The organism is Sutcliffiella horikoshii, assembly GCF_021991925.1.
Lineage (GTDB): Bacteria > Bacillota > Bacilli > Bacillales > Bacillaceae_I > Sutcliffiella_A > Sutcliffiella_A horikoshii_F.
The window spans coordinates 81,897-102,670 of sequence record NZ_RXZI01000008.1 but is presented as its reverse complement, the minus strand read 5'-3'; the positions used below and the strand labels follow the sequence as shown (position 1 = coordinate 102,670).

Genomic DNA, 20,774 nt, shown 5'->3' with positions numbered 1-20,774 from the left:
TTTTCAAAATCTTCGGTCAAAAATCTAAAATCTTCGGACAATTGAAAGCGAGGGGACGGTTTGCTGGGGATCGTCGAGGGGACAGGTGCCTCAACCCACCATATTGAAAAAGAGACATGTTGTATATGCATGTCTCTTTTTACAAGTTAATCATCTTTTTCCACAATGTGTTTAAGCATGGACAGTTTGTTATCCCAAAACTGCTCATAATAAGCTAACCATTGTTTTACTTCCGTTAGCGGTTCTGGATGCAATTGATAAATCTTTTCTCTGCCTACCTTTTTACCACTGACTAAATTGGCTTCTGAGAGAATATGAAGATGTTTTGCTATCGCTGTTCGACTAATAGGAAAATGAGATGTTATTTCTGAAATGGCTAATTCTTTAATAGCAAGCAACCCGAGCACTTTCCTTCTAGTCGGATCAGCAATAGCTTGAAAAACATCATGTTTTACTGCCGTCACTTATCCTTCCACAACCTTTTTAAGTCGTTGATTAACAATCTTCACCCAACCATAATTCATTCTCTCACGAATTACAGAACTCTTTTCATTTGCTTTCGTAAGAACAGTATCTGGAGACTTCCAACCAGCATGGATTAAAGTAAATTCTGTGTTTTCGCCGCCAAGGTCTTTTAATAGGTTTCACTTCAACTGCGGGTGGAGGGGACAGGCACGGCGAGCCACCAATAGTTCTTAAATAATAAAAAAACCCTCGAAAGACAATAAGCCAATCAAGGTTTTTCTTTCATATTATACTTTAAAATACCGAAACCAACCGAAAGTAGACACAAAAAAGGGAAACCAACTAGTACTTGCTAAATGTATTGCTGATTATACTGTTAATAAAGAAATTTAAGGAATGCAAATTGCATTCCTTACAGACCGGAGACATGTAACATGTCTCTTTTTTCAAATATATAACCTGCAAATTGATTTCAAGGTGTCACCTAACCTATGTTTAATAGGTACAATACGTTTGCTCATTAAACTCATTTAGAAGAAAGATATTTATCTAAATGTTTTTTTCCTGTATTGCTCTTAGGTATTAATCCTAAATTAGTGTACTTCCAAATAGTTTTTCTTTCATTTAGGTCTACGGATGAAAGGTCATCATAATTGTATTCTATGTTGAATTTCCCGGACTTATCAAAAACCAGAGTGAAATTCGTCCAAGTTTCTTCCCCACTATCTTTAAATTCTTTTTGAAGATCTTGAATTAAATCCACTAACTTATTCCAGTTATTTGAGTACTCAAGCTCACTTATGGCAAATTGTTCTGTTATATCATGGCTATAGATAGGTTTTTCACTAGCTTTAGGATAATAATAAAAGAAAGCAGTCTGTGACCCATTTACAACTTCACCATACAGGTAAACCTTCGACCATTCTTCTGGAATAGTATTTATAACTACCTTTGCTACTTGTTGGTATAATTTGTCTAAGTGTGCTTCATTCATTTAATTTTCCTCCAGGTACATTATCGAATCGTCTAATTTCCCATTCATCTTCACCAATTTTATACTTTATATTAAAGCTTACTGGACGTTGCGAATCTCCCATATAATTAGGTAATATCTTTACTCTTACTTCATCACCTTGTCTAAGTGCATTTGCCCAAGTGTTCTCTAGTTTCTTCCATTCACCTTTATTTAAATTTCCATTCATAGGTACAAGGTTATCAAGGTTTCCTGATCCTTGAAAAATACTTGCAATTAAATGACCACCTTCATCATCAGGTAATCGACTATCTCTTCCTACAGTTCTTTGAGCATAGTTATTTCTTTTACCGTCACCTAATTTAAGTGTTCCTTCAGCACTAAAGATACGACCGTGACCATCTGTCTTATAATTGTATCCTTCTTTACTTTTGTACTCAATATTTGGTTTTAAGACTTTTTGACGACCACTTCGTGTAATCAATTCTACTAAGAGCCTTCCTATGCATTTCGTTTAGTGAATCCCTAATACGAGTACCATAAAAAACATTATATGGTACATCACCAGCCATTACTGGTACAGGTTGCAAGTCTCTTCGTGGCGTCAAGGTATTCATCAGCTCACGTACACGGGCCATCCCTATTTTTCCAGTAGCTTTAGCTGCAGATAGCGCACTACTATGAATCTGACTTAAACTCATTTTCAAGTCTATTTCGGTGCGGTTGCCTATTTTACTTAACTTTCCAAATCCTTTAACAGCTCCCGAACCTCCGACAAATATACTACCGACTGCAGGAACGGCGTAACCAAACCATTCTCCTCTGCTGTCCGCATCACCGTGTATGACTTGGGTATCAAATGTATGATAAAGTTGATATGCAATAGCCGCTAATATAGCCGGGTTTTCTGCTACTTCACTTACAAATTCCACAGTCTCCTTAATTACAACATGTGGCTCGGTCACTAGTCTTACTAGTCCTTCTCCAGTTTCCTTAACGAAGTTGATAACACCCTCGCCAAAACCAACATTAAAGTCCCACAACGACTCTAATACCGATTTCTTCTTCGGCTCCGGCCTCGCACAACTCGGGTTCACCCACTTATCAAACGCTACTGGGTGCCCTACTGAATAAAACACCCCAAGCTCCGGGTAATGCTCACTGTTCCACCGCTGCATAACCGTCTTATTATACAGCTTCGTCTGCAACTGCCCGTATGCCTTCAAATCCTGAAGCATCATCGGCGAAAAGTTCTTCACATTTATCTTACCAGATTCAAACTGCTGGTTCATTTCCTCTATGTAACGCTTGGTTAGCAATAAGTCCTCGACCAAAGCAGTGAATGACTGGGTTTGTTGATGATCAAACCGTTGCAGCTTATCCACCGTTTGTCTTGCTGACTGTTTGGCTTGTTGGATGCCTTCGTGGAAATGGTGGTCCTTCAACCGTGGCAAATACACGATGTCACTGACACGACTGAGTTGGGCATTCGTCTCCCCTGTCAGCTCGGCCACCATTCGGTTAATTTGATTCAAGCCGTCCTCAAGTTCACTCGTCAGGAAGGACTCATCGATAAATCCACGGGAATCCCCCTCCAGTCCATCCATCTCAAATTGAAGCTGCTGAAGCTTAGATTGAAAGTTTGTGAGAAACGATTGGAAGAACTGCAAAAATGGAAGATGCACATATTCATAAAACCGTCTAATCGCGCTAGCACCCTTTCCGCGAAAGGAGTCCCTTGAGGAGACAAAAGAACAAATGCTATTTTCCACGCCATTTAATTCTTTTTCTAATTGCGAAAGTTGCTGGGTCATCCCTCGTATTCCCTCATGCAAGGATGACACATCTAAGACCTTCATCATTCCCCTCCTCTCGCTACTATTTTACAAAAATTGTATATGCGTACCTATCACGTTTCGACCTGTTTGGAGAAATTCCTGCATGGATTTACAAAATGGGTGATTGGACCTATAGAAGGAAGAATTCGAATGGAGGACTTGTAGTCTCTCTAAAGGGTTTCTCCCTTCCATATAGAATATATCTCTTAAAGCCATAAATTCTCGATAGATACGGAGTTGGTCCTATGGGGGAATTAGTACATATTCGCGGTACAAACCTTTATGTGGAGGAGTTTGGGGAAAATAATGAGGAGGTCTTGTTGTATTTACACGGTGGTCCAGGTGCAAGCTGCCTTGATTTTTGTTATGAACAGGCCAATCTGTTAGGGGGAAAGCTTAGAGTCATTGCATTTGATCAGCGCGGTGTGCTTCGTTCCGATCCGATAAAGGAGAATACGGATATTGGTTTGAATGATATTATTGCAGACTGCGAAGCCTTAAGGGAGCAGCTAGGGATCCAGTCTTGGACCGTCCTGGGACATTCCTTTGGCGGGTATATTGGGCTGAAGTATGCACACGAACATCCAAGTTCTGTGAAAAAGGTAATCTATGAGGCTCCCACTTTTGATTTAGGGTTATCTAGTAAATCCATGATTAAACGAGCCCTCCTTCTATTGGATGCTGAACACGAGTATAACCGTTACATCCAACAGGATTCCTATACTACCAAGGATCTTTGGCATGCGATAAGTAAGGTTTATCAGGAATTAGGAGAAGAGAAAAAGGATTCTATCTATCTCAAATCGATCAAACCTCAAGAGTTAAATAGCATCTACGAAAAGGCGCAACTTCCGGCTGAATCATGGGGCCGTTCACAAAAATACATCCAAAAGCTTGAAGAAGAAGGGATGATCTTTGAAAGCCTGCTTCCCATCATTCCATTGGTAAATCAGCCTTCCTTACTTTTGCATGGAAAATTTGATCCGATCCTATGTGAACACCAGAAAACATATTTCATGAAAAACGCCCCTTCAAGTAAAACGGTTGTATTCGAACATAGTGCTCATTTCCCCCGATTAGAGGAACCGCAAAAGTATCGGGATGAGGTGGTGAGCTTTGTATTAGAAGCAGTTCCCAGCCAGTAAGTAACACAATATTTTAAAGGAGGAACTACAATGAACCGCTTAAATATCATTACACTTGGTACAAAGGACATGATGAAAGCACATCAGTTTTACAAAAACTTAGGCTTTGACACCTCCATCAGAGGACCAGAATACGCTCCAGCCATTATCTTTTTTAAAAATGAAGGCACACGGATCGCGCTTTATCCGATAGAAGAATTAACGAAAGACGTGAACGAACAGCAACCTCCTGAGATCCGTAGCGGTTTCCCCGGAATCACCCTGGCTTACAATACTAAATCAATGGATGAAGTGGACGAAGTCATAAAGAAAGCGGAGTTAGCCGGAGCGACCATCCAGAAAAAGCCGCAGAAAACGGACTGGGGCGGCTATAGCGGATACTTTACCGATCTTGACGGGTACTATTGGGAAGTTGCTTATGGGGAGTTTTGGGAATTTGATGAATCAAATATGTTGTTGATAGAGGATGTGTGAAGAAGCTACAGGCGTTGGCCTGTAGCTTTTATTTTATACTTTTTAATAAAAGAAAAAGAAAGAAACAAAGCATCCCAGAAGTATAGAACATGATGCAAGGAAAAAGGGGTTTATGTAACTTATCTTTTCTTCATTAAAGGATGGAGCTAATTTCCCTAGATTCTGAACCGCTACAGTGGCTGCTCCAAATGTAGAAGCACCACCACTATAAGTGATAAAGGCAGCGACAATGCTTGTTATGAATGCAACATTACTAAATCGGAAGCCAAAAAAGTGAGAGATCATGAAGATAATACCAAGTAAGGCAACTAAGGTTAAGAAAAAATAGAGAAAGAGCTTTTTCATTTGTATGCCCCCTTTTCTTAGTGAAGTGGTATAGGTAACATACGAATTAGAAGTAAAAAAGTTCCATAAAAAGAACATAGCTTATCATACATTTAGCTATGGCTATTAGTCTTACTATTAACAGTCATAAAAAACACTTCTTCATTACAAGGCACTTTTAACTATCTCCTCAATAACCTCCACCATCCTCCCCCTAACCCGCTCCAACTCCCTAACATCTACTTCCCCCACTGCTTCCTCCCTATAAAACTCACCAAACCACTGCCCCTCATACCTCGGCACCACATGCATATGGTAATGAGTCAAATCATTAAAAACTCCACCATTCTGGTTAATGGTAATGCCGTCCGGTTGGTAAAGGTGCTTCAACGCCTTGGATATAAGAATTGAAGCTTTCATAATGGCATTGGCCGTTTCGTCCTCGAGTTCGTCGACATCTAGGAAATGTTGTTTCGGCAAGATTAAGGTATGTCCCTCGTTAAACGGATCGTGGTCTAGGAAGCATGTGACATAGTCATCTTCGTAGACCATATAGATGATTTCGCTTTTGTTGGCTAACCGGCAGCCTAGGCAGTTTTCGTGTGCCATCTTTTTCACCCCTTCACATTCAAAATATAACCTTTATCGCTCAACCCCTTACTAAAATACTCCCCCTCCAAAATCCCATAAATCGCGCAATCCTTATACTGATCTTTGGAATTCCGGATCATATCTCTGACAATCCCCTCTTGCACCATCCCTGCCTTGCTCATGACGCGACCGGACGCTGGGTTGTCGGTGTTGTGTGCAGCAGCGATCTTATGAAGATTCATGTGCCTAAAGCCAAATTCGATCACGGCTCGCAACGCTTCCGTGCCATACCCCTGATTCCACCACCGGTAACCGAGGGAATAACTCACCTCGCAATTTCCGGTTTCCTCATCAAAGTCATACAAATCAATCTCGCCAATTAGCTCTCCACTACCCTTCAACTTCACTGCCCAATAACAAAAATCTTCCTTCTCATATTGCGACACAATACCCGCCACTTTCTCCACCGTCTGCGAAACGGCTGTATGCGCTGCACTCACCCGATTGTCTGTCACCCGCTCATCTGAAATCCAGTGATCAAACACCTTTTGGGCATCACCAGGCTCAAACTTTTCCAAGATTAATCGTTCTGTTTCTAGCTTTGGTGTTCCTATGTATGTAATCACTTTGCACCTCTTTATTGGAGCGAAAGATCACTAGCCCCATCTTTTTCTCTTTACCAATTTTCGACATAATCTTGCATAAATCCTGTTTTTCAAAAAAAGAGAGGAATAGCCTAATAGAGCATTCCCCATTATCCGATATTAAGCCGGTTGCATACTAGCAGCCGCTTCTTTCTGTGTCTGTTCCACTTCGAACATCCTTAAACTTTCACGATATTCCTGAGCTTCAGCAAGTTTTGTGAACTCCACTACCTTGTTGTGGTGGGTCTTCACTTCTTTTTCTATTTCAGTTAAGGACACTCGGAAGAATTCTTTTCGTTCATTGACTTTGTTCATACGGCGATGATGGAAAGCTTTGTGTAGAGCATTTTCAAGTTTTGGAGCGTCTTCTGCAAAGATCATGGCATGAACATCAAATAAGAATGGCACTGATGCACTACCAAGTTCTTTCATTCTATCGAACGGTTCCAGACGACGGGTCATGCCTATTTTATAGACATCTTCCCCAAAGGATCCTATATTGGAAATGACATATACATAACCAGCTCTTGTATTTTGTTCACGGTCCATGACATTCTCTTTATCTTTCTCTACTAAGGCTAGTTTGCTTTCGAGTTCAGCAAGTTTTTCTTCTAACTGGAGACGTTCGGCATCTGTTGCTTCGGCCTTGCGCGCTTCCAAAGCAAGGATTTCTTGACGGAAGTGTGCTTCTTCTTTTTCAATCTTCGCTTTCATCGCTTCGATTTCACGGCGTACTTTTTCTTCTTCGCGCATTTGTTCTTTTATTTGGCGCTGTTCTTCCTTCTCTTCCTCTTTCTTTTCGGCATATTCATAAGCAAGGTAAAGTTCATCTAGTTTGAGGGCAATATAGGTATCACGGATGGTGATCTTATTTTGCTTGTTGACTTTGTTGAGGTTCTCGGCGGCTTTTTTGATACGTTTCTCCATTGCCTCCACATTCTTAAATGTGACTTTGCTTATAGCCGTGTCACATTCCTGATTGAAAGCGTTAATGGTTAACTTGATGTTGTTGTTATTCATCACTTTCCCTTTTTGCTTGCTTCCATCCAACGTCCACTCATTGGAATGATTTGTAGCTTCCTGGGCCTTTACCATAGCCTTTTGCTTGGCCCTAATATCCTCTAGTTTCAATTTATAAGCTTCCGAAGATTCGAGATCGTACTTAGGATTGTAAAAACCGAAGCTTTGTAAGAGAATGTCATCTTCCAATTCCACTCTCTCTCGCTTTAGGCCCTTAATAACTTCTTGTAAGTCATTTAATTCCTTCTCTACCGTAGCAGTTTGCTTTTCTAGGTTTTCCTTTTTCTGCTCTGCTGCGTACACATCGGCCATTCCACTCTCTTCCCAAGACTTCTTGATTTTCTTGGTTTCAATTGTTTGCATGATTAAAAGAACCAATCCAATAATAGCCGGAACAATAAATATGGAAAATGCAAAACAAAGAGCTATGAGCCAAGACGACAAATACCATTTAGTAGTTTTCAATTTTAATAAAATCCCCCTCTGTATTATTGTTTCCCTACTAATATATAAAAAAGTGCCATTACATATTACATGGCACTTTTACTTTATCAAGCTGTTGTTTGAACTGAATTTCCAGCGATAATCCCCCTGGATTGCAGCTCATTCATAGAATGATCATCAGCAGGACTATACCCTTTTTCGAGGAGTTCTTTTATGTAGATCTTGTTATAAACGAATGAGAAAATAATACCAGGAATCCAAGCACCAAAACCTAGAGTAAACGTACCAACTACTGCAGCCATAATAAACATAATTGCTGCCCACTTTAAATCACCACGAAACAATGCAGGAAAGAAGCCAAAGAAAAAAGTTGTCCAACTGAAACCGACTTTAACATTCTTCGTAACCCCTGCTTGATTTCTTAAATTTACTTTCATAATTTTCACCTCCATATATTTTCATTATAGTATATATTTTGCATTACGGGTATTTATTCTTATACTTTTTGTAAAAAAATATAATTTACTATAACAATAGAAATGGTACTATAGACACCCCTCTCAGTCCATACATTCTTTTAAAAACACTGCAACGTAAACCTCACTCGATCAAACCGCTTCTTCCATCAAATCCTCTTTCTCCATACAGAAGTACAGCATGCCACTATCTCCCCACATGACACCCAGGTCCTCTTCATCCGAATCAATCTGGAACAATAGCACAGGATCCTTCCCCTTCTCAAAAAGCTCCTCAAACACATCATTTTGAATACTCATCGGCTCGCCCAACATATAATGCGCTGGCACGATATTTCCATCCTCGTACTCCGGCTGCATCAGCACTTGGCGGAAATTTAAATAATTCTCCTCTTCCTCTTCATCCGTAAAGTCTAGGTTTTCAGGATTCTCAGAGAGCGTCACCATAGACTCAAAGGACAGTTGAAATGCTGGAATCTCACCAAATTCAGTCCTACTACTTGGACTTTCCTTCCTTTCCAACTCCCCCATGTCCCCATCAAAATAAAGCACCTTAAAGCATCCCTCATCCTCTTTAAATCCCCAAGGTTGCTCTAACGCCTCATAAAACAAATATAAAATGCCTCTCTCAGGCAACAGATTATCTTTGTCATATGGCTTTGCTTCTGACAAATTGACCTGTAGCATAAAAGTTAAATAGTCATCTTCGTAACTTGGGAATTCCCAACCGGCAGGCAAGTCTGGGGATCCGCCTATTTTAGAAGTACCTAGTGGAATATCATTTTCGGCTATATTAATTTTGGTTAGTTTAGTAGAGTTTTTAAAATTGGTGATGATAGCTGACTTATGCTGTGATAGGTCGTGTTCATTTAGTAATTGCTCGATTCTTTGCATATAAGATTGCCTCCTAATATACATACTGTTTTACATACTCAACTTTTCGACAATAGTTTTGAAAATCCTCTTCTATATGCCAAAAAGAGGAATAGCCATCTATTCGGCTATCCCTCTCCTCTAAAGTACACCTAAGCACTCTCTTTCAAACTCTCCAAAACCTCCGCAGCATTATCCGGTTTTTTCGTGAACAAACTAATAACTATTGTAAATAGTGTTGCGACGATAAACCCTGGCACAGCTTCATACGTGATACCAAAGAAATACGTGTTAAGTAGCTCTTTTATATCTGGTAAGAAAGCGAAGGTCCATTGAGGCTGTTGTTTTACCAGGATCACCGTAATTAACCCTGTAATCATTCCCCACAGCACGCCCTGTTTGGATACACCTTTCCAATAGAAAGATAGAAGCAGGGCTGGACCAAAGCAGGCTCCTAGTCCACCAAAGGCGAATAGTACCATCCAAAATACGAATTCTTGAGCTGTGAATGCAAGGATAAGAGAAAGACCCATAAATACAACGGTCGTAATCCGGCTTAATAATACCAGCTTCTTTTGTGGAAGCTCTTTATCTTTCCCAATTATTTTTTGATAAATATCTCGAATGAAGGCACTGGATCCTACAAGCAATTGACTATCTGCGCTCGACATGATGGCAGCTAACACTGCGACTAGTAAGAAGCCAAAGAATAATGGATGTAGAATTTCAGACCCTAATGAAAGGAAAACCTGTTCTTGATTTCCGTTTGGCAACATGTTGATATCAGGAAAGTATGCACGACCAGCCAAACCGATCATGACGGCTCCCCAGCCCATCAAAACATTCCAGACGGAACTAATTAACGCGGCTTGTCTCATTTCTTTTACGTTCTTAAGAGACATGTATCTTACTAGTATATGAGGGTTACCCGGACTTCCAAATCCAATACCAATCAAGCCGATGATGGCACCGAAACCAAAGGCGAATGGGCTAATGAATCCGCCGCCTTCTGTATTCATCGCTTCTAAAATTGGTCCGAAGCCACCTAAGCCTATGACGGCAACCGTTGGAAGAAGGACGAGTGAAACAAACATAAACCCAGCTTGGATCACGTCGGTCTTACTAACGGCATGGAATCCACCTAACATCGTGTAAGCTAATAAAATAAAGGCAGTTAACCACATACCTACCGATGGTGACACACCCATACTCGTCGCAAATGCTCCCCCACCAGCAACCAGCTGACTACCTACATATGCAATCATAAAGAAAATAATAATAATGGCACTTACTGCTCTTAAAATATGCTTTTTGTCATTGAAGCGCGTTTCTAAAATATCCGGTACGGTAATGCTTCCGGTGTTTTCACTGTACGCTCGAAATCTCTTTGCCACATAGAAAAACATAAAAACCTCAACTGTAATATACCCAGCGATTGCCCAAACTGCATTAAGTCCAGTAGCATAGGCAGTCCCCGTTACCCCAAGGACCAACCAGGCACTCCGACCAGAACTTACTGCAGACAGCGCAACCGTCCACTTATTTAAATTCCTACCAGCAAGGAAAAAATCTGTTAATCCTTCTGAACTCTTTCTTGAACTAATGAATCCTATTAGTAGGAGACCCACTAAATATAAGACTAAAATAGTAATTGCAATTGGTTCTACTGTTATCATGGAGAAACACCACCTTATGTATTCAAATCATTTGAGACCCTACTACTCGTTACTTTCTTATCTTTTCTACCTGTATGTATGTAACAAACAACTGCCGTAACCAGAATTAAAACCGGTAAACCAATTAAAGCAAAAAAGATTTCGAAATTCATGTCGCCACCCTCCTTTCTGTATTTTTAAAATATTCTTATAAATTAATCTTAACTTTTATATTCTAGAAAAACAATAATAGAAAAGTAGAATGCAAGGTTATCCAAAAAATCAAATCAAAAAAACTCTCATTTCTGAGAGTTGCCAGTGCGAGGTCTTACAAGGATTATTTCCACTCTGAAAATAATCAGTTGTTTATTCGGCATTGTGTTGTAGTTAATTAAAAAAACACCATAAAAAGTCTTTAGCCCTTTAAGGTGGTTACAATTATATTGCTTTTAATACTTCATCTGCAGAATTGCTAAACATATCTGGGTCTTCACTTTTTATGTCTCTTAATAAGTTAATTATTATCCCTTTTGAATTGTCATCTAGCTTAGATAGCACACTACCGTATATTCTTCTTACTTGTTCATGATTTAGAATTCTGTAATGTAAAACTTCCATCCATTCTCTTGCCCTATCAATAACACTTGGGACTGCTAAGCAATTAAATATAATCCCGACATAGAAAAACCCGAATAAGGGGCACTTTTTTATAAGTGTCCGTTATTCGGGTAATAGTTCAGACAATCAAGTGCTTTTTAGATAGCTATATAAAGTAATTCATTACTATTCCTAACTTTAAACCAAAAATTCTGTTTAATATCGAAGTTCTAGGCTTTTTCCCTATGATAATATACATTTAAAAACCATTGGTTGAACTTAAATACTCTTACTTCCTTAAAAACTTTTGAACTTCCTACCACCTAGTTATCTCTTATATCATTTCTTAATAATAAGTAGCATTTGAAGTTAGTTATCCCAGTTTTTTATAAAACTCATATAAATCTAATAATTTAATTCCAAGTTCGCTATTAAAATCCCAAGTGTCGGTAATAACCCTTGGATATGATGGGATATGACTTTTAGATTCAATCATTAGTTCTATATCTTTATAGAAATTTTCAAGTTGACTTATTGTTCCCTCTTTACCTTGACCTAATTTGTGAGCTTTAATTTCACACTCTAACTTTATTTTCACTTTTTCAGCTTCCTTAATAAAGTTTAAGGTTTTATTAAGTCGTCTAGGTTCGTTATGTACCATTGTTCTACTCCTCCAATATATTGATTACCCATTTGAAACTGCGGGCCAGCTTTTCCTTTAATTATAATTGTGTCTGGTTTAACTTGCCATTGTTGAATACCTGTCATTCTGTTCCAATCTGGTGGAAGTGCTAAATTACTTCTGTTCACTTGTGGCGAAAATGTTTCAAATAAATATCTCCCTTTTGCAGTAGCATTAATATCGTCATAGAATCTTAATCCATAAGCATTTGAACCAGCAACATCAAGCTTAATTGTACCGATCTCAAACGATTCTAATGTAGTCTTTCTGAATTGACGTGGTACTCCTTGTGATTTTAAATATTCAGATGCTTGTTTTACACCAATATATGGGTCATTAAGGTTAACCGTACCCTTACCAGCCTCCACCTCTATCCTACTAATAATATCCTTATTATTATCTTTAATTTTTTTATTAATATTAGCACTATTAATTGTATTATAAGGCACCCCTGCAAGTGCTACTTGCGATTGATTGTTAGGAGGAAGAAAATCCTTCATGAGTTCTCGTACTTTATTGATTCCTGTATCTCTAAGGCCAGCGGCAGTGCCTTTGATTGCTGCTTGTTGTGTCTTAATGGTGCCCTTTACTGAATTAGAGAAGTCTTTAAGTTTTGCTTTCTGACTCTCTATCATCAGTTGCACTTTATGCTGCATATGCCTACCGGGGCTACCTCCCAGTTTCCCTATTTTTCCAACTTTCGATAACTTAGGAATGGCGGTAATCCCTTTCCCTCCAGCTACGGTGGCAAGAGCGTAGCCAAACCATTCTCCACGAGTCTCCGCAGTTCCATAAACAACTTGATCATTGTATGAATCTATTAAAGATTGGCCAATTTCCAAGAGTATTCCAGGATCGTCCACAACCGCAGCCACGAAATCTACTGTCTCAATAATGACTTCATCTGGTTCGGTGAAAACTCTACCGATGAATTCAACTGTTTCTTTACCCACAGTAAATATTCCTGTTAAAAGGCCTTTTGTAAAGTCTATGCCAGCTTCCACAGCACCTTTTGGCTCCGGCCTCGCACAACTTGGGTTCACCCACTTATCAAACGCTACTGGATGCCCCACCGAATAGAATACCCCGAGCTCCGGATAATGCTCACTATTCCACCGCTCCATAACCGTCTGATTATACAGCCGCGTCTGCAACTTCCCATATGCCTCCAAATCCTGAAGCATCACCGGCGAAAAGTTCTTCACATTTATCTTACCAGATTCAAACTGCTGGTTCATTTCTTCTATGTAACGCTTGATTAGCGTTAAGTCCTCGATTAAAGCAGTGAACGACTGGGTTTGCTGGTGATCGAACTGATGCAGCTTGTCCACCGTACGCCTTGCTGACTGTTTGGCTTGTTGGATGCCTTCGTGGAAGTGGTAATCCTGCAAGCGGGGCAGATACACGATATCACTGACACGACTGAGTTGGGCATTCGTCTCCCCTGTCAGCTCGGCCACCATTCGGTTAATTTGATTCAACCCATTCTCAAGTTCACTCGTCAGAAAGGACTCATCCAGAAAACCGCGGGAATCTCCTTCTAGCCCGTCCATCTCAAATTGAAGTTGTTTAAGCTTCGATTGAAAGTTTGCAAGAAATGATTGGAAGAACTGCAAAAATGGAAGATGCGCATATTCATAAAACCGTCTTATCGCGTTGGCACCCTTCCCGCGAAAAGAATCCTTTGAAGCGACAAAAGACCGAATACTATTTTCCACGCCATGTAATTGTTTTTCTAATTGCGACAGTTGTTGAGTCATCCCACGTATTCCCTCATGCAGAGATGACACATCTAAAACCTTCATCATTCCCCTCCTCTCGCTATCATTTTACAAAAAATGTATATGCATAACTATCACGTTTCGACCTGTTCGGAGAAATTCCTGTACAGAATTGCAAAATGAGAGATTGAACCTATAAAAGGGAGGCCCTCATATAGACTTTAAAGAAGTGACGGGTCGGCTTGCCTGTTCTCTCAACCCACTTTATTCTATATTTCACTTTTCGACACAACTTCATAAATCCTATTTTCCCTAAAAAGAAAGGAATTGCCTAAGAGACCATCCCTCTTGACGTAATCACTTATCCCTTACAAACTAAGCATTCATCAGCATTCGTTTCTGACACTGCATCTTTCTTATCTTTAAACCAGTAGTAAGAACCATTTTCCTCATGGTTCTCTACCACCTTTTTAGTAAAACTCTTTATATCTACATAGCGGCAACCTACTTGATGTAGTTTTGTTGTATTATTAGGTTTATCAGTTATTACGATGTAACCTTCTCCAGCGTCTTTCAACTTTTCAAAATTCTCTTTTTCTAATACTCTCAACACATTACTCCTCCCTAAAACAAATTTAATTGCTGATCTTCCACAGACTTAACACCTGATAGAATAGAGTACGAGCAATTATCCAGACTTTTAGAAGTTAGTTCAAGTACACCTTCCTCTACTAATCTATTCATCATTAACTGAACATCCATATAAATTTTCGGCTTCTTGTTTGTTGCATACATTTCGCTATTGGCACCATGATTTTTTATCAACTCCCAGCAGATAGAGAGCGTACTTATGTTATCAGAGGGCCACTTGTTAATTATTTCTCTGACAGCATCTTGATGTTTTTTAGGAAGGGAGAGTCTCATTTTATTGAAGTCTACTGATTTCATGTTGCGATTAGGTATAGGGAGAGGTTGCTCTGTTTGTTCTTTTTCACTATGTTTATACAGGTTTTCTTGCGATACTTCTTTTAAAATATTCTCTGTAGGAACACGTTTTAAATCCTTTAATCTCTTTTGCTCCTTGAATCTTTTAGCTTGCTCATTATCTTCGCATTCTTTTAAATATTTTCTAATTTCATAACGGAGTCTATTTACTTGTCTTTCAAGTAAAGGAATATCATGTCCCAAATGCTCCGCAATGTCCTTCGGAAAAACCATATCCTCTGGAATAGATGACAGCCATTCATTCTCTAATGACCAACCATCCATTATCTTTATTAAAATTTCATCCATTTCAAAATCAATTTTGTCGAAGCCCTTTATGATGGATTTCGCTAACTCAGGTGATATATTTGTATGATCCTGAAAATGATCTCTGCCAAACTTATGCGTTACACCAGTTATTGTGTTAGATACAATATATTGCCTCCGGAGCTTTCTTCCACATTCGCATTGCAATCCTGCCGCGCTCCAATCTGGCCCCGCATCGATATAATCAATTAACTCCCAAATACTCGCTGTTTCCTCAGCACCCTCTTCATATTTCGATTCTGCTTTCCATTTGGCAATAAGGTTAGAGAATTGTGTCCTCTTTCCTCTCTTCATAAAGTGCACGATAAACTCTTTTTGAGGTTCTGACAAGGTGTCCAACAATGAATCACGCTCTAATTGTGTAAGCATTCATTCCCCTCCTTTGTATCTATTACATTAGAATTTCTACATTACCGAAGCAACTTCCCAGCTCTGCATATGACCGGGCTTTATGAATACTGTAACTAAAATCTCGCAGCCGAATCTCCCTTCAAATCCTCTACCAACTCTTCCTGATAACCAGCCCTTTTCTCCCGCAGCATAACCTTTGCCACTTTGGGAAACCCACAATGGCTGCCTTCCAAACAGGGTGAAATCCATGATTCGTCTCGACCAACACAAAGCTACCTATGTCCATCTGGGAGTTAATGTGCAAGAGAGTCAGTTAACCTGACCCTCAGATATCCATAAATAGTAAACCAGCCGTGTTTTTAATTTGTTTCCTCTAAAATTTCTTCAAAATCCACGTCAATAATTTCAATATCCGATTCCTTGAGTGATTGGTAAAACTCTACATCTGCTATCGGGAGTTTTTCTAAATAATTTTTCAACCTATTTGCTAGCGGACGGAAGGTACTATATGTTATTCCACCAGAAACTGCTGCACCAACTATCGGAACTATTTTACCTACACCTCTAGCAAAAATTTGCTTTGTCATTTTTATTCCTAATTTTTCAGCTACTTTTTTTACGATAGGGTAAACTGTTCCTTTAGTTAAAGCCATACTTGCTACATCCTTTTCCACCTTAACGGCTGCTACTTTTCCAATCTGTGTAATCGTAGCATTTGCAGCATTTACCCCAAACATAACGCCCATAAAGAGAGTTAGTTGATTATTTGTTTCATCATCAAAACTACCATCCGTGTTATACATCTCTTCCCAACCATATAAGTAAATTAGTTTTTGAAGGACTCTAATTATATGAGCAAAATATTGTGCTACATCAGCTGGAACAGTACCGAGCATTGCAAACCCACCTGGAATACCTGCAATTGCTGAAAGGGAAGTAACTTTAGTTGTTTCAATCGTGATACAGCTTTTAGCTAAACGGTCAATTTCTTCTATTGATATCCCCGCACTTGCAGGATTTTTTTCAATTGCCTTTTCAATTACCTCTTGGGGAAAATGCTTGGATAGTTGCTTTGCTAAGAATTCATTTCTACTAATTTTTACTCCTGGAACATTCATTGCCGCTTTAATAACAGAGTAGAAATAATCCTCTGATTTCACTTGTAATTTTTCAGCCAAGTGTATCAACTCCCTCTAATCAAACTTAAGTAAATGTCTAAAGTATTAATTCTACAAAAACCTCCATCATCCTTTATTTTCCACAATAAAAAGACATGTGCAGACATGTCTTTTTATTACTTACAACCAGGCTTTCTTATCCAATTTGAACAGAGGGACGGTTCTTCCTAAACCTAAAGGCAACTCCATTTTCACCAGTCCCATCTTCCATTATCTATCTTCGTTACACCTTCCTTCTTCACAAAGAACACAGCTATTCCCGCCAAATCTAAAAATCCCTGTATGTTACTGATATACTCGCGATGATCTTTGTTGTCAGGAATTGCAATGCCTACTTTATAATGAAAGTTTTCTATTTTCTTCATTGAAAGTATCTCTGCAACTGCAAAGAGCAATTCGGATAGATGAATTTTCACTTGACTACGATCAAAAGGTTTTCCGTATCTTTTGGTATTTGAAAACGAACTTGTTTCTCCTATCGCTTCTATATATACCATTCTATTAACCCCTGATTCTACTTTTTTGGCAATTATATCTTTACCATTGTGTATAGGTTGATTCTTTCGACTGACAATTATATATCCCTGTTTTTCTAGTTCGTCACAAACCATATCTATCACTTCTAATTCATAAAGCATTTCCATTTCCCCCTTAGCTTGGCAATTCTCTTACAACCCGCCCCACATACAACGGTATATCAACTGGCAAAAATTCTCCCCCATTTACTGCGACCGGCCCTAGTAGTAAATTAGGTTCAAGATTAATAGGTTGTTCGAATAGCTCGGATAGGAATGCATTTAAGTCATGGTTGTTCCGTGCTATATTTCTGTCGTTTGTCTCGTTGGAGTGAAATTCATGGACTAGAAAGATTGCTTGTTTGGCGCCGAACTCTCGTGCTTCAATGAGTGTTCCTGCTATGGCGTGCAGAAGCTGATATCTGAGGTGATTGCTTGAATTGGTGCCAAGGATGGAGGATGTTAATTGCTCTATTCTGTTCGGAACATTAGAACGTGCACTTACAGTTTTCAGGTACTCTCCTACCACCTTTCCGTAGGATTCATCCGCCTTTGCTTCTATTGAAATAAGAAATCTTTCTGTGCCCGCTTCCCCTAGAAGAACAAGATCATGATTTCTTCCTTTTCCGAAATTATCTAATTTGGTTTCCCTCTCAGGATATCCTTTAGAAATGACGATATCTTTCGTGATTTCATTAGCATTGAACAAGGCTTGCAGCTCTAATGGAACTGTAGCTACTCCATCTCGAAACCAGCATTTCGCCAATTCCATTGCACTCCTCAAATCTTTTAAATGAGCTTCCTTTTTGGCAGGAGCAGCGAAAATCAGCCAATCACTTAATGAATGGATTTCTTCATTTTTCTTTCCGAAAAGTTTGATCATTTGGGGTCCTCCTAAACTTTCTAACGGTTAGATACTTGATCTATTAATATGAAGCGTGTCAGTTAACACTTTACCGCCTTTTCAATCTTCAGCTTATCTTCTACTCGTATATATCGAATGAGGTTATTCCCTTTTGGTGATAAACCGATACATTGGAATATCCCAACAAAACGATAGCGGTTAAAACCCAAGTTGTCTTTGTATTTAGCAAATACAGCTCTTTTAGAATTTTGGTTTATTTCCTTCTGATAAGAAAGTTTTCTTGTCTCTACAATCTCTTGATCCTGGTGGGATTCGTCAATATAAGACCAATCTTCGCCCAGGAAGTTAATCCATCCCCCAGCCATTGATTTAGTTTCTCCATTAATCACAATTGATAGCTTTGGACACCATAGCCACATGTTGTCATTTATTCTAAAATAGCTTTTCTGATACGCTTTCGCATTCTTCCCGAACAAAGTATTGGCTATATCCTTGATGTTCATAAAAGAAACGTCATCATAAATAGATAGATTTTCTTTCTGCTTTAACAGTTCTAGCTCTTCTTCATATGTATACCATTTCATTGGGGCAACTGCAGCCCTTTCCTGGATTACCTCAACGATATCTGCTACTCTTTCCTTTATTTCTTCTATACTTTGAGTAGCGTCAATTCTCAGGCACAAAAAATCCTCAATCGCTTCCTCATTGACCGCCGTAATAATATCATCCATTCGCAAGTTATCCGCTATTTGATTACTGTTATGGTATGCCTCATCTACCTCCACACCAATATGTAACTGAGGAAAATAAAGGTCCATTAACGCATGGTTACCATTTTCTCGCTTTACATACTGCTGACTCACAGGCTTTATATTAATATTGTCCAACTTATGCCATATTGCCGTTAAAATATAGTTTTCGTAATCCTTCCTTTTCGTACGTGAGAAGGTCTTTACCAAGTAGTCACGCTTGTTCATTTTGTGCCTCCTTCCTCAATTATTTAATATATATACTTACTTTAATAACAAAGGGAATTCCCAACCAGCAGGAAGGTCAGTTTTGTTGCATAAGGATTCGATTCCCATACTAAGCCCAAATTAATTTTTCTGTTGAAACTTCTCTGTCAATTAATCCCCTTCTTCCGTGACTCACTACTTCTAAAGCCATTCTACCTGAATAATATCTAGTGCAGCTTGTATTCTCACAAGGATGATGCCAAAGTACCAATAAGGACTCTACATCTGATAGCCTTTTGGCAGAGAATCTACCACCCTCAGAGTTTACTAATACTCCAACTCTGATGATAATTCTACCTTTTATATTACAAAACCACTTCTTATCATGCTCACTTATCCTCTGCCAAAAGCTCCTTGTTGTTTTTCCAATATACAAAAGCGTTTGCTTATTACCATAGATCCTATATATCGCATAAACCCCATAATTAGTAGAAATCTCTTTAGTAAAGAAATGCTGAAGGCTATAAGGGCCGTACCAATTAATATGAGCAGTTTCCACTTTAAAATCCTCTTTTCATAATAACTTTTTAGAATTAAGAAGGAAGAATAATAGTTAGCTTCCTGCCGAATCTTTGTGGATGGATTTAATCCACCTTACCAGATACTCTCTATCCTTCTCATACCATTGAGAGCATAATAAGTATGTAGCACTATTAATAGTAATTGGCTTCTTATAATACCTGCTGTAACCTTTACCATCGCTTTTCTGGTTAATTAAATTTTGCGAGTGATCAATAGCTTTTAGCACAGGGAAGTTTAAATTAAATGTTCTCTTTGAGTAGTTATTGGTTTGTAGTAGTTGAATAACGTCTTCACTTATCCTGTTACTTTCAAGCACAGCTCTTAATTGGGTTTGTGCAATAATTCCAATTTTAAGCTTATTGTTCTCCGAAACTTTAGTGGGATCTAGTGGTGGGGCTACAACTTTCCCCCTTTCTTTCTTCACAATACCTTGAGCAATCTTATTCTTTATTTGATCGGAAAGAATTTGACTTTCTTGCATTAATTGATGAAGTCTTTCACAGTTTTTCCAATGATCTTCCCAAAGTTTCCTGCCAACCAACTCTTCAAAATCGATCATTGTCGGATTACTCCAAGCTTCATATTTTTCTAAACTCTGGATAATTCTATCTAAATTGGCAATACCTCGTGTTTTTGGTGATAGCTTCGCATCGCTAATAATCCAAGTTTTCCAATGCTTGTTTCCTTTTGATTGATTGCACTTTCCGCATGCAGGAACTAGGTTATGTATTTCTGATATGTATCCAGTTGGCCTTTTCTTCATTATTAAAGGTCGAAAATGATCCCATTCAGTATGTGGATTTCTACAGTAGGCACACTTCGCATCGCCTTCCATATCTAAGATTCTTAAAACTTCATTGATCTCTTCTTGTTTAGGCATAATGCAAGGGATAATGCCATTTACAAAAGCATTTGTTATACTTGATGACCTTCCTGTTATTTTCACTGGATTGGGCATTTGAAACATTAAATCTATACTCATGTGATCCTCCAAATCATTTCAAAAAGTTATCCTATTAACATTCTACAAAGTTCTACATTATCCTTTATTTTCCACAACAAAAAGACATGCCTAGACATATCTTTTTACCAAC

General features: G+C 38.8%; 24 protein-coding genes and 1 pseudogene. 2 read left to right on the top strand and 23 right to left on the bottom strand.

Annotation, left to right across the window (positions count from 1 at the left end; translation table 11 throughout):
- Positions 1–146: 146 nt before the first annotated feature.
- From EKQ44_RS17925 to EKQ44_RS17905, 5 genes and pseudogenes are all read right to left on the bottom strand, one after another.
- Complete coding sequence (locus EKQ44_RS17925) at positions 147–464, bottom strand: ArsR/SmtB family transcription factor (RefSeq protein WP_237664923.1); 318 nt, start codon at positions 462–464, stop codon at positions 147–149.
- Positions 465–638 (bottom strand): annotated as a pseudogene (locus EKQ44_RS17920) (SRPBCC family protein); the annotation flags it as partial.
- A gap of 353 nt (positions 639–991) precedes the next feature.
- On the bottom strand, positions 992–1,459 hold the full coding sequence (locus EKQ44_RS17915) for an antitoxin YezG family protein (protein WP_237664922.1): 468 nt from the start codon (positions 1,457–1,459) through the stop codon (positions 992–994).
- A complete protein-coding gene (locus tag EKQ44_RS17910; RefSeq protein ID WP_237664921.1) occupies positions 1,452–1,922 on the bottom strand; it encodes a DNA/RNA non-specific endonuclease in 471 nt (156 codons plus the stop codon). The genes EKQ44_RS17915 and EKQ44_RS17910 overlap by 8 nt, the downstream gene beginning before the upstream one ends.
- Complete coding sequence (locus EKQ44_RS17905; RefSeq protein WP_237664920.1) at positions 1,876–3,300, bottom strand: ribonuclease YeeF family protein; 1,425 nt, start codon at positions 3,298–3,300, stop codon at positions 1,876–1,878. Before EKQ44_RS17905 ends, EKQ44_RS17910 begins: the two co-directional genes overlap by 47 nt.
- A gap of 221 nt (positions 3,301–3,521) precedes the next feature.
- On the opposite strand from EKQ44_RS17905, the gene EKQ44_RS17900 reads away from it, so the two are divergent.
- Entirely contained in the window at positions 3,522–4,421 is a 900-nt protein-coding gene (locus EKQ44_RS17900) for an alpha/beta fold hydrolase (protein WP_237664919.1), read from the top strand.
- A 30-nt stretch (positions 4,422–4,451) separates the two neighbouring features.
- The gene (locus tag EKQ44_RS17895) at positions 4,452–4,895 is read left to right on the top strand and encodes a VOC family protein (protein ID WP_237664918.1); all 444 of its coding nucleotides are present in this window, start codon (positions 4,452–4,454) and stop codon (positions 4,893–4,895) included.
- Positions 4,896–4,937: 42 nt separating this feature from the next.
- On the opposite strand, the gene EKQ44_RS17890 is transcribed toward EKQ44_RS17895, so the two are convergent.
- From EKQ44_RS17890 to EKQ44_RS17805, 18 genes are all read right to left on the bottom strand, one after another.
- Positions 4,938–5,240: a hypothetical protein gene (locus EKQ44_RS17890; protein ID WP_237664917.1), complete on the bottom strand. Its 303-nt coding sequence runs from the start codon at positions 5,238–5,240 to the stop codon at positions 4,938–4,940.
- A 144-nt stretch (positions 5,241–5,384) separates the two neighbouring features.
- Positions 5,385–5,828, bottom strand: a complete 444-nt coding sequence (locus EKQ44_RS17885) for an HIT family protein (protein ID WP_237664916.1) — start codon at positions 5,826–5,828, stop codon at positions 5,385–5,387.
- 5 nt (positions 5,829–5,833) lie between these two features.
- Positions 5,834–6,436 carry a GNAT family N-acetyltransferase gene (locus EKQ44_RS17880; RefSeq protein ID WP_237664915.1) on the bottom strand — a complete coding sequence of 201 codons (603 nt, stop codon included), beginning with the start codon at positions 6,434–6,436 and terminating at the stop codon, positions 5,834–5,836.
- Between the two features lie 138 nt (positions 6,437–6,574).
- Positions 6,575–7,939: a DUF4041 domain-containing protein gene (locus EKQ44_RS17875; RefSeq protein ID WP_237664914.1), complete on the bottom strand. Its 1,365-nt coding sequence runs from the start codon at positions 7,937–7,939 to the stop codon at positions 6,575–6,577.
- Positions 7,940–8,025: 86 nt separating this feature from the next.
- Entirely contained in the window at positions 8,026–8,355 is a 330-nt protein-coding gene (locus tag EKQ44_RS17870) for a DUF2628 domain-containing protein (protein WP_237664913.1), read from the bottom strand.
- 171 nt (positions 8,356–8,526) lie between these two features.
- On the bottom strand, positions 8,527–9,288 hold the full coding sequence (locus EKQ44_RS17865) for a YwqG family protein (protein WP_237664912.1): 762 nt from the start codon (positions 9,286–9,288) through the stop codon (positions 8,527–8,529).
- A 131-nt stretch (positions 9,289–9,419) separates the two neighbouring features.
- Entirely contained in the window at positions 9,420–10,943 is a 1,524-nt protein-coding gene (locus EKQ44_RS17860) for a sodium/proline symporter (protein ID WP_237664911.1), read from the bottom strand.
- Between the two features lie 14 nt (positions 10,944–10,957).
- Positions 10,958–11,095 carry a hypothetical protein gene (locus tag EKQ44_RS17855; RefSeq protein ID WP_237664910.1) on the bottom strand — a complete coding sequence of 46 codons (138 nt, stop codon included), beginning with the start codon at positions 11,093–11,095 and terminating at the stop codon, positions 10,958–10,960.
- 797 nt (positions 11,096–11,892) lie between these two features.
- Entirely contained in the window at positions 11,893–12,180 is a 288-nt protein-coding gene (locus EKQ44_RS17850; RefSeq protein WP_237664909.1) for a hypothetical protein, read from the bottom strand.
- The gene (locus EKQ44_RS17845; RefSeq protein ID WP_237664908.1) at positions 12,141–14,009 is read right to left on the bottom strand and encodes a ribonuclease YeeF family protein; all 1,869 of its coding nucleotides are present in this window, start codon (positions 14,007–14,009) and stop codon (positions 12,141–12,143) included. The genes EKQ44_RS17850 and EKQ44_RS17845 overlap by 40 nt, the downstream gene beginning before the upstream one ends.
- A gap of 274 nt (positions 14,010–14,283) precedes the next feature.
- Positions 14,284–14,532 carry a hypothetical protein gene (locus EKQ44_RS17840; RefSeq protein WP_237664907.1) on the bottom strand — a complete coding sequence of 83 codons (249 nt, stop codon included), beginning with the start codon at positions 14,530–14,532 and terminating at the stop codon, positions 14,284–14,286.
- A gap of 14 nt (positions 14,533–14,546) precedes the next feature.
- Positions 14,547–15,602 (bottom strand): DUF3895 domain-containing protein, encoded by a 1,056-nt coding sequence (locus EKQ44_RS17835; protein WP_237664906.1) that lies wholly within the window; start codon positions 15,600–15,602, stop codon positions 14,547–14,549.
- Between the two features lie 341 nt (positions 15,603–15,943).
- On the bottom strand, positions 15,944–16,762 hold the full coding sequence (locus EKQ44_RS17830; RefSeq protein WP_237664905.1) for a bacteriochlorophyll 4-vinyl reductase: 819 nt from the start codon (positions 16,760–16,762) through the stop codon (positions 15,944–15,946).
- Between the two features lie 191 nt (positions 16,763–16,953).
- Positions 16,954–17,400 (bottom strand): hypothetical protein, encoded by a 447-nt coding sequence (locus EKQ44_RS17825; protein ID WP_237664904.1) that lies wholly within the window; start codon positions 17,398–17,400, stop codon positions 16,954–16,956.
- Between the two features lie 13 nt (positions 17,401–17,413).
- Positions 17,414–18,160 carry a DUF6946 family protein gene (locus tag EKQ44_RS17820; RefSeq protein ID WP_237664903.1) on the bottom strand — a complete coding sequence of 249 codons (747 nt, stop codon included), beginning with the start codon at positions 18,158–18,160 and terminating at the stop codon, positions 17,414–17,416.
- A 62-nt stretch (positions 18,161–18,222) separates the two neighbouring features.
- The gene (locus EKQ44_RS17815; RefSeq protein WP_237664902.1) at positions 18,223–19,119 is read right to left on the bottom strand and encodes an AbaSI family restriction endonuclease; all 897 of its coding nucleotides are present in this window, start codon (positions 19,117–19,119) and stop codon (positions 18,223–18,225) included.
- A gap of 109 nt (positions 19,120–19,228) precedes the next feature.
- On the bottom strand, positions 19,229–19,657 hold the full coding sequence (locus EKQ44_RS17810) for a GIY-YIG nuclease family protein (protein WP_237664901.1): 429 nt from the start codon (positions 19,655–19,657) through the stop codon (positions 19,229–19,231).
- A gap of 54 nt (positions 19,658–19,711) precedes the next feature.
- Positions 19,712–20,662: an HNH endonuclease signature motif containing protein gene (locus EKQ44_RS17805; protein ID WP_237664900.1), complete on the bottom strand. Its 951-nt coding sequence runs from the start codon at positions 20,660–20,662 to the stop codon at positions 19,712–19,714.
- Positions 20,663–20,774 lie beyond the last annotated feature (112 nt).

Bases quoted from the DNA above. Each gene is read 5' to 3' on its own strand.
- EKQ44_RS17915 (WP_237664922.1), bottom strand. From the start codon at position 1,459: ATGAATGAAGCACACTTAGACAAATTATACCAACAAGTAGCAAAGGTA.
- EKQ44_RS17905 (WP_237664920.1), bottom strand. From the start codon at position 3,300: ATGATGAAGGTCTTAGATGTGTCATCCTTGCATGAGGGAATACGAGGG.
- EKQ44_RS17900 (WP_237664919.1), top strand. From the start codon at position 3,522: ATGGGGGAATTAGTACATATTCGCGGTACAAACCTTTATGTGGAGGAG.
- EKQ44_RS17895 (WP_237664918.1), top strand. From the start codon at position 4,452: ATGAACCGCTTAAATATCATTACACTTGGTACAAAGGACATGATGAAA.
- EKQ44_RS17890 (WP_237664917.1), bottom strand. From the start codon at position 5,240: ATGAAAAAGCTCTTTCTCTATTTTTTCTTAACCTTAGTTGCCTTACTT.
- EKQ44_RS17885 (WP_237664916.1), bottom strand. From the start codon at position 5,828: ATGGCACACGAAAACTGCCTAGGCTGCCGGTTAGCCAACAAAAGCGAA.
- EKQ44_RS17870 (WP_237664913.1), bottom strand. From the start codon at position 8,355: ATGAAAGTAAATTTAAGAAATCAAGCAGGGGTTACGAAGAATGTTAAA.
- EKQ44_RS17865 (WP_237664912.1), bottom strand. From the start codon at position 9,288: ATGCAAAGAATCGAGCAATTACTAAATGAACACGACCTATCACAGCAT.
- EKQ44_RS17860 (WP_237664911.1), bottom strand. From the start codon at position 10,943: ATGATAACAGTAGAACCAATTGCAATTACTATTTTAGTCTTATATTTA.
- EKQ44_RS17855 (WP_237664910.1), bottom strand. From the start codon at position 11,095: ATGAATTTCGAAATCTTTTTTGCTTTAATTGGTTTACCGGTTTTAATT.
- EKQ44_RS17850 (WP_237664909.1), bottom strand. From the start codon at position 12,180: ATGGTACATAACGAACCTAGACGACTTAATAAAACCTTAAACTTTATT.
- EKQ44_RS17845 (WP_237664908.1), bottom strand. From the start codon at position 14,009: ATGATGAAGGTTTTAGATGTGTCATCTCTGCATGAGGGAATACGTGGG.
- EKQ44_RS17835 (WP_237664906.1), bottom strand. From the start codon at position 15,602: ATGCTTACACAATTAGAGCGTGATTCATTGTTGGACACCTTGTCAGAA.
- EKQ44_RS17825 (WP_237664904.1), bottom strand. From the start codon at position 17,400: ATGCTTTATGAATTAGAAGTGATAGATATGGTTTGTGACGAACTAGAA.
- EKQ44_RS17820 (WP_237664903.1), bottom strand. From the start codon at position 18,160: ATGATCAAACTTTTCGGAAAGAAAAATGAAGAAATCCATTCATTAAGT.
- EKQ44_RS17815 (WP_237664902.1), bottom strand. From the start codon at position 19,119: ATGAACAAGCGTGACTACTTGGTAAAGACCTTCTCACGTACGAAAAGG.
- EKQ44_RS17805 (WP_237664900.1), bottom strand. From the start codon at position 20,662: ATGAGTATAGATTTAATGTTTCAAATGCCCAATCCAGTGAAAATAACA.